General features: G+C 51.0%; 10 protein-coding genes. All 10 read left to right on the top strand.

Annotation, left to right across the window (positions count from 1 at the left end):
- The first annotated feature begins 65 nt into the window (after window positions 1–65).
- The 10 genes from Q0Y54_RS01765 to lpxD all read left to right on the top strand — a co-directional run bounded on the left by Q0Y54_RS01765 (window position 66) and on the right by lpxD (window position 14,216).
- Window positions 66–1,421, top strand: a complete 1,356-nt coding sequence (locus Q0Y54_RS01765) for a TolC family protein (RefSeq protein ID WP_297963674.1) — start codon at window positions 66–68, stop codon at window positions 1,419–1,421.
- Between the two features lie 132 nt (window positions 1,422–1,553).
- Complete coding sequence (locus tag Q0Y54_RS01760; RefSeq protein WP_297963672.1) at window positions 1,554–5,999, top strand: translocation/assembly module TamB domain-containing protein; 4,446 nt, start codon at window positions 1,554–1,556, stop codon at window positions 5,997–5,999.
- Window positions 6,000–6,019: 20 nt separating this feature from the next.
- Complete coding sequence (locus Q0Y54_RS01755) at window positions 6,020–6,652, top strand: sigma-70 family RNA polymerase sigma factor (protein WP_297963670.1); 633 nt, start codon at window positions 6,020–6,022, stop codon at window positions 6,650–6,652.
- A 137-nt stretch (window positions 6,653–6,789) separates the two neighbouring features.
- Entirely contained in the window at window positions 6,790–7,356 is a 567-nt protein-coding gene (locus tag Q0Y54_RS01750; RefSeq protein ID WP_297963668.1) for a hypothetical protein, read from the top strand.
- Window positions 7,357–7,578: 222 nt separating this feature from the next.
- Window positions 7,579–9,564 carry an outer membrane protein assembly factor gene (locus Q0Y54_RS01745; protein WP_297963666.1) on the top strand — a complete coding sequence of 662 codons (1,986 nt, stop codon included), beginning with the start codon at window positions 7,579–7,581 and terminating at the stop codon, window positions 9,562–9,564.
- Entirely contained in the window at window positions 9,564–10,919 is a 1,356-nt protein-coding gene (locus Q0Y54_RS01740; protein WP_297963664.1) for an acylphosphatase, read from the top strand. The genes Q0Y54_RS01745 and Q0Y54_RS01740 overlap by 1 nt, the downstream gene beginning before the upstream one ends.
- A 114-nt stretch (window positions 10,920–11,033) precedes the next feature.
- Window positions 11,034–11,498, top strand: coding sequence for an OmpH family outer membrane protein (locus tag Q0Y54_RS01735; RefSeq protein WP_297963662.1), 465 nt, complete (start codon window positions 11,034–11,036; stop codon window positions 11,496–11,498).
- An 82-nt stretch (window positions 11,499–11,580) separates the two neighbouring features.
- Entirely contained in the window at window positions 11,581–12,645 is a 1,065-nt protein-coding gene (locus tag Q0Y54_RS01730) for a hypothetical protein (RefSeq protein ID WP_297963660.1), read from the top strand.
- A gap of 69 nt (window positions 12,646–12,714) precedes the next feature.
- The gene (locus Q0Y54_RS01725) at window positions 12,715–13,164 is read left to right on the top strand and encodes an OmpH family outer membrane protein (protein WP_297963658.1); all 450 of its coding nucleotides are present in this window, start codon (window positions 12,715–12,717) and stop codon (window positions 13,162–13,164) included.
- Between the two features lie 29 nt (window positions 13,165–13,193).
- The gene (lpxD, locus tag Q0Y54_RS01720; RefSeq protein ID WP_297963656.1) at window positions 13,194–14,216 is read left to right on the top strand and encodes a UDP-3-O-(3-hydroxymyristoyl)glucosamine N-acyltransferase; all 1,023 of its coding nucleotides are present in this window, start codon (window positions 13,194–13,196) and stop codon (window positions 14,214–14,216) included.
- Window positions 14,217–14,374: the final 158 nt, after the last annotated feature.

Genomic DNA, 14,374 nt, shown 5'->3' with positions numbered 1-14,374 from the left:
ATCCAATTCTCATGTTTTTTTCACCAAGTAGGTGTAATATACTGGTTTGGAGGAGGTATCTGTTGATGAAAATTAATAGTCTTAAGAAATTATCCGCTTTAGCAATCAGCGGTGTTATAACCATGTCCATGGGCGGAACTGCCCTGGCGGAAAGCCTTGAGGTAAATATAGAGGAATGTGTGGATATGGCGATGAATAACAACCATACCCTCAGGAGTGCCATTGATGATTATGATGCAGCGGTATGGGCCCGTCACGAGGCCCGCCGCAGTCACGGACCAACCCTGAACTGGTCCACCAGTGCCCGGCGGGTAGGGGGCAAGATGTACAGCATGGCGGATACCAATGGGCTGTTCGCCAATACGGTTTCCGTAAGCATGCCGATTTACACCGGCGGTCAGCTGGAAGGGACCATCAAGGCCGCTGATTTGTCCCTGGATGCCACGGAGCTCACTGTGGAGGGGACGAAGCAGACCATTAAGGCCAGAACCCAGGCTGCGTATTTTAATGCCCTGAACTGCCGCAATCAGATAAAGGTATCCCAGGATTCCGTGAGAACCCTGGAGGAGCATTTGCGGAATGTTAATGCCCAATATAATGCCGGTACGGTGGCCAAGTCCGATGTGCTGGCCTCCCAGGTCCAGCTGGCCAATGCCCAGCTGGGGGTAGTATCAGCCCAGAATAAGTACGATGTGGCCATTGCCACCCTGAACAATATAGTGGGACTGCCCAGCGGCACAGAGCTTCATTTAAAGGATGAGCTGGGTTATATGCCCTACGAAATCGCCCTGAATGAGTGCTCGGAGTACGCCCAGCATAACCGGCCGGATATTTTGGCGGCAGATTATCGGGTAAAGGCGGCTGAGGCCAGGGAGCAGGTGGCCGCTTCCGGAACCCTGCCCAAGGTTAATGCGGCTGTGTCCAAGTCCATTGCCGGCGACAAGCCCTTCCATGAGGATAATCAGCCGGAGGACACCTTCTTTAACCAGAATACCTGGTATGCCGGCGTGGATGTGAGCTGGAATATTTTTGACAATAATGTAACCCAGGCCAAGGTAAAGCAGGCCAAGGCCGCCACGGAGAAGGCCCGGGAGGCTGCCCAGGCCGCCCGGGATACCGGAGACCTGGAGGTGCGTACGGCCTATCTGAATCTTACCTCGGCGGAAAAGAGCATCGAAACCACCAAGGTGGCTGTGGAAAAGGCCAAGGAGGACTATAAAATAGCCCAGGTTCGGTATTCTGCCGGTGTGGGCACCAATCTGGATGTAATGGATGCAGAGGAGAAGCTGACTACGGCCCAAAGCAATTATTACAATGCCCTTTATCAGTACAATAACAGCAAGGCTGATTTGGATCGGGCCATGGGTATTATGGTGGATCTGGATGTCAGCAAATTTGAAAGCAAGCTGGCGAAAAAATAATAGAATTTTAAAAGCTTTGTAATATTTTTATGCTATACTTATATTGCAATAGGCATTTGTAAGTAGTGGACTGCCACGGTATTGCGTGGCAGTTTTTTCTATATGTTATTGGTATATCTAGGGGGATTTTGGATGAGTCACAAGGGTAAAGCCGCAGCGGCCGGCATATTGGGTGTGGTATTGGTAATTATGGCCTGCATCTACGGTTATATTACCTCCATGTCCTTTATGACACAGGCAGCGGACAATGCTGCATCCATTGCCAGCGATGTGCTGGGAACCAGGGTGGAAATCGGCCTGGTTAAGGTGGAGTCCATTAATTCAGTGGATATACAGGATGTGGCGGTATATGACAAGCAGGATAAAATAATTGCACGGGTAGCTGATACCAAGGTGGCCTTCAGCTATTTTTCCATGCTTAAAAATTCCCCGGCTGAAGGTGTCCGGGAGGTAACCCTTACAGGGGTGGAGGCGGATATCCGTCAGCGCAGTGATGGCAGCTGGAATTTTTCTGATTTGCTGTCCGGGGAGCCTGGTGACACTAAATTTACGGGCAAGGTTCATATTAAGGAGGGCACTCTGAGGACGGCCTATAACGGGCAGGATATTTTGGTGGAGGAGCTGCAGGCAGCTTTGGATTTTGCCAATTACCCGGCAATGCGCATTGAGGGAACCGGAACCAATCAGGGAGCGGCTGTCAAGGTGGCTGCCACCTATGGCGGACGGCGGGATACCTTTGATGTGGAGATTACCGATTTGGAATTGGCCAATTATGTTGCCCTTATACCAGAGGGGCTTATACCGGCGGATATGGTACGGAAGGACAGTATTCGGGGCCGGATCAGCCGGATAGCTGCCGCTGGAGAACGGGTGGGCTCGGAGCTATACTACAGCGGCCAGCTGGAGCTGGAAAAGGGCCAAGTGGTCATCATGGATAAAGGGGTAGAGGATATTAATGGCCTGTGTAGCTTTACGGACCAGGGAATTCAGGTGTTTATGAATGCCACCACCAGTGGCCAGCGGGCCACGGCCAAGGGCAAGGTAAAGCTGGTGGATGGCCGGCCGATTCTCGATTTGACGGTGTCCTCCAAGGGCTTTGAGCCAGGGGTGCTGGTGGAGAATATTCCATATAGCGGCCCCGTGGCCTTTGATGCCCGGGTTACGGGGGATGCCACTAATCCGGTGGTGGATGCCCAGGTGAAGATTGCCCAGGGACAGGTTAGTGGCTACGGCTTTACTAACTGTGTGGCCCGGGTAAAATACGCTGACCAGGCTGTATCCGTCACCGGCTTTGGGGCCGATGTCTTTGGGGGCCATGTAACCGCCGAGGGGGATTTCAATGCAGCTGCCTTTGATTTTGTGGCGAAGGTAAAGGGGGAGGGCGTGGAGCTTTCCCAGGTGGCTGCCCAGCTTCCGGAGCTGGGGGACGTGGCAGGCCGTGGGTCGGCTGATCTGTTTATTACCGGCAACGTAAATAATATTGGCGATACCCGGATTATGGGTAATATCGGTGCCGATGGTGTGGATTATGCAGGCATTGGGGTTCAGCACCTGGATGGTTCCTTTATGTATCAAAATAAAAATCTGACAGTTGATTATATTAGTGCAGTGCTGGCCAATGGAGGCGACATTGGTTTGCAGGGGACATTGCTTCTGGGCCAGGAGGTGGATATCAGCTTCTACGGGGCTAATGTGGATTTGTCCATTATTCAGAAGCTGGCCCCGGAGGCAGATGTGTCCGGTAACGGGGATTTTCGGGGTAAATTGATGGGTACCCTGGACAATCCGGTGATTGGGGCCTCCTTTGCCGCCCGGGATGGAGTGCTGTTCTGTCAGCCCTATAAACGGCTTCATGGTAAGGCCGGCGGCGGTCTCCGCGGCGTGGGGGTCAAGGACCTGATTATCGAAGGGGATAATGGCAATCGCTGGGAGGTAAGCGGTCTCATGGGCTTTATGGGGGAGAAGACGGTCAAGCTGACCGTATCTACCCGCAATGCCCGCATGGAAAATATGCTGAAGGCCCTGGAGGTGGATTTGCCCCTTACCGGCAGCGTGGATAACGAAATTCAGGTAACGGGTACGCTGGATAAGCCAATGGTAAATGGTCACTTTAACTACAAGCTGGGAAAATTCAATGACGAAATTGTCATCCAGAGTATTACCGGTAATTATACCTATGAGAATAATCTGCTGACCCTCAGCAATATTAATATACTATCACCGGGCATTAAGGCCCATATCGGCAATGGTACCATAACCTCCGGGGGGGATATGAATATTACCGTGGAGGCCAAGGAGATAAATCTGGATGATTTTGACAGAAGGGCACCAATTCCCTTGGATGGATATATTGATTTTACCGGTACCCTGACGGGCAATGTGGCGTCGCCGATTTTCCACGGGGCCATTACCTCCAATGGGGTAATCCTCCGCGGTGAGGAATTTGATAAGGTGGCGGGGGATATTGATTACCGTAATCACCGGATTTACTTCCAAAACATGTATATGAAGCAGGGAGAAGGAAGGTATACCCTGAATGCCCAATATAATTTTGTGACGGAGGCCATTGGGGGCAATATAACCCTGGAAAAGGTGGATATCAGGTCTCTGGGGGTTATTGCGGGATGGCAGAATAATAATATCTCCGGCAAGCTTAATGGTAATTGTAACATTGGTGGTGTAATAGATAATCCAAGTCTGGTTCTGACAGCCTTTATCGGGGAGGGCTATTTTGGCACCTATCCGTTACATGAAGTGTATTGCAGTGCCACCATGGATAATCGGGTAATAAATATAAAGTCTCTGACCGGCTCCGAGGGGGTCCAGGGCAAATTTACGGCCATGGGGACCATTGATCTGGACGGTGAGCTGTCCCTTACCGCTGATGCCTCCAATATTGATGCAGGGGCTCTGGCAGGGGCGGCTGGCTATGAGGGCAATATTACCGGTTGGGTAAATTGTCATGTGGAGGCGGCCGGTCAAACGGCCAATCCAATGGCGGATATTTCCATATATGGAGAAAATCTGGGGGTTCTGGGAGCGGCCATTGACACCCTGTCCGGCAAATTAATGCTTCAGGACAGGACACTTCATGTTACGGAGCCCCTGGTGGCCCAGAAAATGGTGGGCAATAACGCCAATCGGGTAGTGGTAACCGGCTTTGTGCCATTGGCAGCCGGCCAAAATCATGGTATGGGCGGGGATGGTCAAATGAATTTGAAGGTGTCCCTGGAGGATGCCGACCTTAGTTTGCTGCCTACCCTATCCAAATATGTGGAATGGGCCCTGGGACCAACTGATGGTACCATAACCGTTACCGGAACCCCGGATCACCCGTCCTTTGCCGGAACGCTGGCGGTTTCCTCCGGTGCCTATAAGATAAAGGGCGTGGAAAAGCCGGTTACGGATGTGAGTCTGCGCCTGTCCATGCTGGGGAATACCTTTATGCTGGAAAATTTCACCGGCAAGATGGGGGATGGCAGCTACAGGATGACCGGTTATGCGGAAATGGATGGCCTGACACCGGTAAGCTATCATCTGGGCTTTGAGGCGGATCGGCTGGATGTGCGCAGTGATTTCTTCCGCGGCCCATTGACCACAACCATAAATATTGACAGCCTGGAAAAGCCGGATGAATATATTATGGGTGAACCGGTGGCAGCCAGAACTATTCCAAGTATCTCCGGGCGGCTCTTTTTGGAGAATGTGATTCTTTCCACGCCGCCAATCCCGAGTAGCAGTACGGAGATGCCGGAGGTGGGCCTGAATTTTGATGTGGAGCTGGGCAAGGGCGTCCGGTATATCAGCGGTAACTTCGGCAACGTGGTCCTGGTGGGGGAGGCCCATTTCCAGGGTACCACCCTGATGCCCCATACCAGCGGGGCCATTACGGTGAAGAGGGGAACCATAAGCTACCTTAAAACCAATTTCCAGGTGTATGAGGGGGCCATAAGGTTCAACCGCAGTGACAGCCTGTATCCATCCATAACCCTGAAGGCCGGTACCAAGGTGGCCAGCACCCGGGTATTTGTCAGTCTGGATGGGCCGGTGGAGCATATGCGGTTCAGGCTTATGTCATCGCCGCCGATGTCGGAGATGAATATTATTCAGCTCCTTACCCTGAGGAGCAATTACAGCTCCAATATGAGTGATTCCGCTAAATTTGCCGCCATGTTTAATGTGGGCCTGCAGATGACGGTGCTTTCCGAGGTGGAAAATGTCCTCAGAAATGCCCTGGATCTGGACCTGTTTTCTATAGAACGGGATACCTCGGAGTTACTTAGTGAAAAAACAGGCGACAAAAATTACACTGAAGTGTATAATATCAAATTGGGTAAGTACATTACTGACAAAACTATGGTGACCTACTCCAAGAGCGTCAATAACGATGAGTATAAGGCCGGTATGGAATACGAGCTGACGGATAACCTCAATCTAATGTATTTCCTGAATGAAAAGCATGCCCATACCTTTGGTCTGACTACCCAATTCCGGTTCTCCACCGCTTCGCCTTTGCGGGAGGAAGCAGAGGAAAAGCTGATTTACAGTGATATGGGCTATGCCAGAATAACCCGCTAGTAGCAGAAAAGAAGGATTTTATGCAGTTATCTGAGTACCTACAGGAACTGAATAAGGTAAGGCTGCTGGAGCCGGATCAGGAGAGGGCTCTGTGGTATGAATTTAAGCAGAACCACAGCAGCGATGCCAGGCGGCGGCTCATTGAGGCCTATCAGCCCTTGGTGTTCAAGACAGCCCTGCCCTTTAAGGATCTGGATAACATTATGGATGTGATTCAGGAGGGGACAGTGGGGCTGATTGAAGCCGTGGAGAACTTTGACCCGGATAAGGGGGTGGCATTCAGCCTGTTTGCGGTGTACCGTATAAGGGGCCGAATGTACCGCTTTATGAAGGAGGAGGGCAACGCTGATATTGCCTGTCTGGAGGCCGAAACGGAGCCTGGTCTGTCCCACCTGGATATGCTGGCGGATACCGGTACGCCGGTGCCTGAGCTGGCGGAAATTCATATGGCCTCAGATGTGGTACTGGAGGCTATGGGACGCCTGCCCCAAAAGGAGCAGCTGGTGCTGAATCAGGTTTTGGTCAACAGCCAGGAGATAAAGGCGGTGGCGGATATGCTTAATGTAAGTACCGCCCACATATATCGTCTGCAAAAAAGCGGTGTCCGCCGGGTACGGGGAATGCTGTCCCGGTTCATGCACAATTGGAAGTAAGTGGTATATGGCAGAAAATTGATGATATTCATTGTTTTTTGGCAAAAAATGACTTTTTTCCCGTGAATTTGACAAATTATGTCAACGGGTTAAATGGCGACTTTATCATATAGGATTGTTTGCTGTTGGAGGCAGTTATGGATAAAGATCGCAAAAATAAAGATAATAAGGCAGTCAGGAAGCATATATCCGCCGCCAGAGATTGGCTGGGGCGGGCCGAAAGCTCCATGGACAGGGAAAACAGCCTGCGGGGGGATTTGGATATGATGCTGGCCCAGGCTGAGCTGCAGCGGGCCAGGGAAACCAAATTTGGCCGCGGCTGGCGTAAATGGCTGGTACCCTTGGGACCGCTGTTTATTGCGTTGCTGGTGGGGCTGGGCTATGTGGCATTTCTCCACAGCAGCAGGGCTGTAGAGCCCGCCACTGATGTGCCGTCAGACCGGGAGCGGGAATTTTCCGTTGCCGCTCCGGCAAAGGAGCAGGCGGTAACTACCGGCCCGGTTGTGGAGGAACATGTAACGGCTGCCGACAGTGGCCTGGAGTACAGACAGGAAGGCACCGGGGGACAGGAACTGGCCGGCGGTGAAGCCGTACAGCAGGTTCAGCCTCCGGCTGGAGAGACTGAATCCAGGTTAGCACCGTCAATGCCTGATCAGGAGCTGCAGCAGCTGATGCAGGCTGCCGGCAAAGTACTACGCGAGTAAACTTCGTGCAAAATGATATTTTGCACTTCGCCCTTACAACGAAATCTAAAGCTCATCTGCATCCTTCGGATTTGCTTCGCTAAGATTTCCTAGTAAACTCCGTGCGAAACGGTTTTTCGCACTACGCCCTTACAACGAACACTAAGCTCCCACTGCGCCGTAGGCTTGTGCTCACTAAGTGTTCATAGTAAACAAGAAATAAGTATACAGGAGGTTTTTCCTTTGAGATTTACTTCAAAGAATTCCAAAAAGAACAGTAAAGCCTTGGCCTGCGCCTTGGCTGTAATGACCAGCTTATCAGTGGCCCAGGTGGCTTGCGCCGAGGAGCCTTCCCAATCAGGGGTAATGGTAAATATCCCTGACGGCAAGGCGGTAGCCGTGGTGGACAAGGGCAATGAAACCGTTACCGCACCACTTGATGAAAAAAAGCCGGCAGCTGCCGGTGAAAAGGTGGACGCCAGCTTAAGTGCTGCCGTAACCCAGGATAACAATGAGGGCGGCCAGGCGGCAATGGACAAGTGGAACGGGGAAAGACCAACTGATGATCAGATTACCTCGGTGGCCCAGTCCCTGGTGGGGAAGACCATTATGGATATTAGGGTGGTGGGGGCCACAGAGGATGTATACAATACCGCCGTGCTGTCCCTGTATTCCAAGGTGGGGGATCCCCTAACTATTGATGCCCTGTCCAAGGATGCCAATAATATCTATGAAACCGGTTATTTTTACGATTTGTACCCTACCTTTGAGGAGATTCCCGAGGGGGTAATCCTTACTTATCACGTATTTACTACCCCAATTATTTCCGATATTGAGATTACGGGGAACAGTGAACGGGAATCCACGAAGAAGCTGATTAATGCCATGCAGCTGAAGCCTGGGGACCGGCTGAACCGCATCTCCCTGCAGGAGGATTTGGCCAATATAAAGAAGGTTTATACCAATGATGGCTATATCATGGCCAAGGTGCATGATATGGGCATCGATGACAAGGGTAAAATCCTTATTCAGGTAAATGAGGGTATTTTGGAGGGCTACAAGGTAAAGGGCCTGAAGAAGACCAAGGAAAAGGTTATTATTCGGGAAATGCGTACCAAGGTGGGGGAGCCTCTCAACAAGAAGGAGGTTGTCCGCAGCTATCAGCGTATTACCAACCTTAATTACTTTGAGTCCGTGGATATTAAGCCTATTCCCGGCGTAGAGCCAAATGCCTGTATGCTGGAAATTGATGTAACAGAGAAGAATACGGGAACCTTCGGCGTGGGCGCAGGCTACAGTACTGCCGACGGTATCATCGGCATGATCAGCGTCGGTGATTCCAATTTCCGGGGTATCGGCGATTCCATAGGCATTACCTATTCCATGAGCGGTTCCAGCAAGGATGCCAGAGGCTGGCAGTTCTCTTATCGCAAGCCATGGCTGGACAAGAAGGAAACTGCCGGCAGTATAAAGCTTTATAACCGTACCTACAGGTATAATGACTATGATACAAATGGTGATCTGGTTGAGGAAATGCTTCGGAAGGCTGTAGGCTTTGAGTTTGGCTTTACCCGTCCGATGAGTGAGTACTCCTCCAATGGAATTTATTTCAAGAACAGTAAGGATACCTATGATAACCATAAGTCCGGTAGATTGGACCGAAGCACGTCGGATTATGATGATTGGCGGGATGAGAATTTTGGTCTCACCCGTTCCATTACCCTGTCCCATACTACAGATACCCGGGACAATATTTTGTACCCAACCAATGGTCATAATGTGCGGCTGGCGGTAGAATATGCCGGTTTGGGGGGTAAGTTTAAGTACCAAAAATATACCATTGACGATTCTATTTATAAGAAGGTGGGCCGTAATCAGATTGTGGCCCTGCGCAATGCCTATGGTCATGCTACCAGTGAGCTGAGCTATTTTAACAAGTTCCGCATCGGTGGTCAGGGAACCCTTCGTGGTTACCGGGATGATCAGTTCCGGGGCAACAGCATGTATGTGGGGAGTCTGGAATTCCGCTTCCCGTTGGCCAATAAAATAAAGGGTGCTGTCTTTACCGATTGGGGTGCCGCCTGGAATAACGGCTGGACACCGAAAAATTTCCATGCCAGTGTGGGTGTGGGAGTTATGGTGGAAACCCCGGTAGGCCCTATCCGTATTGATGTGGGTCATGGCTCCCAGGGTAACAGAGTCCACTTTAATGTGGGTGCTTCCTTCTAATGGGGGAGCTGGTTTATCACAATGGAAAATTAATAGGCCGATGTTTGATAATATTGGTGCTGGTCATGGGATTGATGGCCGGTATCAGCTTATCCCATGGGGCGGTCCATGCCCAGCCTCTGACCTATTCCAGCTCCACTGGACAGGTGGAGGAGGTGAGGGCAGTAGTTTCCGGTGATAGTCATATCCCGGATGGGGTATGCCAGCGCATGGAAAAAAGTGTGCAGGCCATCGGAGCCCAGCTGCTGGAGGGCAAGGAGATACATGGGGTACTGGCCCGCAAGACTTATTATGAAGGCATAATTCAACAGGTCTTTGACAAGGTGCTGGTAGGTTATACAGTTAAATCCGTGACCCTTGTGCCAGGTGAGCAGCTGGAGGTTCTGGTGGAGCTCCTGGGCTGGAATGACCGGATTGATACTATTACGGTGGAGACCCGGGTAGTAGGGATGCCTCAGGTGGTGGAAGGCCTTCTGCTGGCGGATATTGCCGGCCTGGATGAGCTGTTTCGGGACATGCTGCAGGATTTGCCGGTGGCGGCGGTGGACTGGACCAATGGGGTGATGAAGCACCGCGTAAAGGAATTTATGGCGGAGCGGGCACCGGAATTTCGGGCTGATTTCGATGTGACGGTGGGGGACCATACCAAGGTAACGGTGGAGGTGTATCCGCTGCTGCCGGTGGTCCGGACCATTGACCTCAGCATGCGGTCTGATACCCTGCCTAATGCTGCTTTGCTTATGGAAAGGCAAACCATGCAGGATGGAGCCGATATGTTTGTGGGTGTTCCTGTGGCCTTCGTAGAGCGGCATAGGGCCTCCATTGAGGATTTGCTCCGCCGCCGGATAGATGATTTGGCGGAGGCCAAATTCTGGGGCGTGCATACCGCGGTTACCATAAAGCCCAGTGAACGCATGGAGGTTATGAGCCGCTCGGATTCCCGGAATGTACTGGTCCGCTTTGAGGGCCGGGGGGATCTGGGACGCCGGTCCAATGGCCGGGATGATGGTGAGGTCATGTTCCGGGGGCTGTTTGCCAAGCAATTTACCAGCCGGGACGGGGTGTTCGCCTTGGTGGATTTTTATCCCAAAAGTACTCGCTGGTATTTTGATTTAGGTCTATACCGGGATATCCTGCCCAAGGTACGGACCCATGTCCGTTATTCCCTTACCGATAAATACTGGAAGGCGGGCCTGGGCTATGATTTTGCCAAGCGGTTAACCCTTCTCTATGAATATCGTGACGAGGACCATATCAATGAGTTTGCCCTGCGGTACAAGCTCCATGATTTTTTGGCCATGGAGGCAGTGGTGGACAATAATGACAGGTGGCTGCGTTTTATCGGATATTTTTAATTTTATTTTATGGAAATATTTTACCTTCTGGGGTATAATAGGTTTGGTCATGGGGCATATGCCACTGTGACAGTGCAATAATATTATTATGTATTCACAAAGGAGAAAAAGATTATGGTACAGTTAAAGAAAACTCAGGTTAAGATTATCAGCGTTCTCATTGCTCTGGTATTTGTTGGTTCTGTAGTGGCCTTGGCCTTATCCCAGTCCAACAGCAGCATTGCCAATGCAGCCTCTTCCTCCAATGTAGGTGTGGTGGATTATTCTCAGTTCAGTGCCATTAAGGATGTAACTGACATGCAGGCTCAGATGCAGAAGCTGGCCCAGGATGCCGAAAATGAATTCAATGAAAAGGCTGCCAGCATGAACGACCAGCAGAAGCAGGAATATTATCAGCAGACCATGCAGCGTCTTCAGCAGCAGCAGGCTGATCTGATGGAGCCAGTTCGTCAGAAGATTGAGGCTGCCGTTAAGGAAGTAGCAGATGCCAAGGGAGTTACCGTTGTTCTCAACAAGGAAGCTGTTGTTTATGGCGGCACCGACCTGACTCAGGATGTACTCAAGAAGCTGAGCAAGTAAGAGGATTGTACAAAAATATACTATTGAAGTGCCGAGCACGCAGGTGCTCGGTACTTTATTAGTTACAAAAAGGGGGATTCTTATGGCTGTTAAGGAGAAGCAGGATAAGGACAAGACACGGGATAACAGCTTAAGAAAAAGGCAGATATGGATGGGCGCAGCGGCTATTACGGTTCTTGTTTTAGCCCTTTTTTTTCTGTTTAACCGTCAGGAGCCCCCGACTGCTGCCCAGGAACCGGAGGTTGGCGTAATGGATATGGGCCGGCTGATACGGGCCCACAGGGATTATGGGAAGCTCCAGACCATGATGCGGGAGACGGCAGCCCTGGAGGCTGAATTAAAGCTGACGGGCTTTGAAATGACTGCCGAGGCGGCCAAGGCTGACAACAAGCTCTTTGAGGATGCCGCCAGGCAGAAGGCCAATCTGGAAATTATTAACCATTATCTGGAAAAATCCGAGGAGCTGAAGGTACGGGCCGATGAGCTTTATAAGAAGATGAAGCCCCAGTTTGACCGGGAGCAGGAGGCCATTGACCAGGAATATGGCAATCGGATCCTCAATATTCAGATTAAGGCGGATAATGCCTCTACCCTGGAGCTGTCCGAGGCGGAACGGGCCCGACTGCAGGCGGAATGGAACCGCCTCAAGGATGAACGGGATGACCGTCACAATAAGCTGCTGGCCGACCAGCGGCGGCGATATGAGGCTGAGGTGGAACGGGTTCTGGGTGATGACAGGCGCAGCATGATAGCTGAGCATAACAAAATAAAGGATGACGCCAAGGCGGAGGAAATGAAACATCTGCTTCAGGTCCAGGACCGAAACACCCAGGCCATAGATGAGGCCATGAAGCCTATCCAACGGAAGATGGATTTGGCCAAGAAAAAAAATACCCTTGAGCTGAAGCTGACGGAAATGAAGCTGCTGGAGAAAAAGATATTTGATGATATCTGCAGCCGGGCGGCGAAGCTGGCCATAGTTCATCATTTAAATCTTATAATTGCTGACCCTATGGATAATATTTTGGAGATGGAGTATAATAGCCTTGGCTTTGGCCGGTGGCATGAGCCCAAGTCACCGGTTATCGGTATTAATGCCCTGGACCTGACCCAGGAAATGCTGCAGGAAATTAAGAATATTCAATAGTATTTTATTCAGAGGGAGCTTAAGACGTCCCCTGTATGAGTTTTGATTTAAGAAAAGAGGCCGTATTCGATGATTTTTAAGAAGAAAACACTGGTTTTGGCTATGTCCGCAGTATGTGCCATGATGATAACGGCAGGCTGTGGTAAGGTAAATGTTGGATATGTGGATTATGCCCGGGTTCAGACAGAGGCTCCCCAGATAAAGAGCTCCATGGATGAAATGCAGAGCCGGATGGAGGAATTCCAGAAGAATGCTGAAAAGCAGCTGATGGAGCAGGGCGCCAATATCCAATCGGAAGAGGATGCCCAGAAGTTCCAGGAGCTTCAGCAGCAGCTGAGAATGCAGGGGGCCGGTATTCAGCAGCAATATGCAACCCAGGTGCAGTCCAAGATTTACGCTGCCATGGATACTATTGCCAAGGAAAAGAAGCTGGATACAGTGGTGAGAAGCAATGGCAAGGATGGTATGATTACCGGCGGTGTGGATGTTACGGATGACGTAATTGCCAAATTGCAGTAAACAAAGGCTTTTAAGGGAGATTTGGGATTATGAAAATGACATTACAGGAGATAGCAGCACTGGTGAGCGGCCGGCTGGCCGGAGACCCGTCTATTGTTATTAGTGGTGTTAATAATATTGAGGGAGCCGACGGTGAGGCCATTACCTTTGCTGATGAGGCTCATGTGGAGGAGGCGGCCAAGTCCCGGGCGGGGGCCGTATTGCTTCCTGATGGTGTGGAGACGCCTTTCCCCTTGCCGGCCATTTATGTGGAAAATCCCCGGGCCGCCTTTGCCGTACTGCTGACCACCTTCATACCACCTATCCAACATGAAAAGGGGGTAAGTCCTGAGGCCCATATCGGCAAGGAGGTCACTTTGGGCAAGGATGTAACGATTTTGCCCTTTGCCTATGTGGATGACCACGCGGTAATTGGTGACAGGGCGGTTATTTATCCCCATGTGTATGTTGGTCAATATGCCACTGTGGATGATGATGCTGTCCTGTATTCCTGTGTCACCATTCGCGAGCATTGTAAGGTGGGGAAACGGGCTATCGTACACAGCTCAGCGGTTATCGGGGCCGATGGCTTTGGGTTTACCACCAAGGATGGGGTGCATACCAAGGTTCCCCAGGTGGGTAATGTGGTGCTGGAGGATGATACAGAAATCGGTGCCCATGCCGGTATAGACCGGGCCACCATTGGCTCCACCATTATTGGCCGGGGAACAAAGATTGATAATCTGGTTCATATCGGACATAACTGCCATATTGGGCCTGGCAATTTGATTGTGGCCCAGACGGGTATTTCCGGTTCCACCAATACGGGGGCCAATGTTACCTTTGGGGGTCAGACCGGCACGGTGGGCCATATCAATATTGGGGGCAATTCCGTATTTGCGGCCAGAAGCGGCATAATTGGCAATACGCCGGAGGGCGTATTCTACGCCGGCTTCCCGGCCAGACCCCATCAGGAATGGCTCCGCATGCAGGCCCACATGAAGAAGCTCAATGATATGAGCAAGAAAATCAAGGCCCTGGAAAAAAAGCTTGAAGAATTGTCCAAGCGATAAAATCAGATATAGTATAAAAATGGACAGGAGCGGCACTAAAGCCGGCAGCTCCTGTCTATTTTTATGTGCTTTGGGATAGGGCAAAAAAGCAGCTTCTGTCTATTATTTATCCGATGCTAACGGGTGCTAAGACTCCCTCCTCTTAGGTGGGAGTAAAG

It is taken from the genome of uncultured Anaerovibrio sp., assembly GCF_947302755.1.
GTDB lineage: Bacteria > Bacillota > Negativicutes > Selenomonadales > Selenomonadaceae > Anaerovibrio.
Note: the sequence above shows the minus strand (reverse complement) of the source record. Positions and strands in the feature narration are given on the sequence as shown.

Excerpts from the sequence above, each read along its gene's own strand:
- Q0Y54_RS01750 (WP_297963668.1), top strand. The coding sequence starts at position 6,790 with ATGGATAAAGATCGCAAAAATAAAGATAATAAGGCAGTCAGGAAGCAT.
- Q0Y54_RS01740 (WP_297963664.1), top strand. The coding sequence starts at position 9,564 with ATGGGGGAGCTGGTTTATCACAATGGAAAATTAATAGGCCGATGTTTG.
- Q0Y54_RS01735 (WP_297963662.1), top strand. The coding sequence starts at position 11,034 with ATGGTACAGTTAAAGAAAACTCAGGTTAAGATTATCAGCGTTCTCATT.
- Q0Y54_RS01730 (WP_297963660.1), top strand. The coding sequence starts at position 11,581 with ATGGCTGTTAAGGAGAAGCAGGATAAGGACAAGACACGGGATAACAGC.
- Q0Y54_RS01725 (WP_297963658.1), top strand. The coding sequence starts at position 12,715 with ATGATTTTTAAGAAGAAAACACTGGTTTTGGCTATGTCCGCAGTATGT.
- Q0Y54_RS01760 (WP_297963672.1), top strand. The coding sequence starts at position 1,554 with ATGAGTCACAAGGGTAAAGCCGCAGCGGCCGGCATATTGGGTGTGGTA.
- Q0Y54_RS01765 (WP_297963674.1), top strand. The coding sequence starts at position 66 with ATGAAAATTAATAGTCTTAAGAAATTATCCGCTTTAGCAATCAGCGGT.
- Q0Y54_RS01755 (WP_297963670.1), top strand. The coding sequence starts at position 6,020 with ATGCAGTTATCTGAGTACCTACAGGAACTGAATAAGGTAAGGCTGCTG.
- lpxD (WP_297963656.1), top strand. The coding sequence starts at position 13,194 with ATGAAAATGACATTACAGGAGATAGCAGCACTGGTGAGCGGCCGGCTG.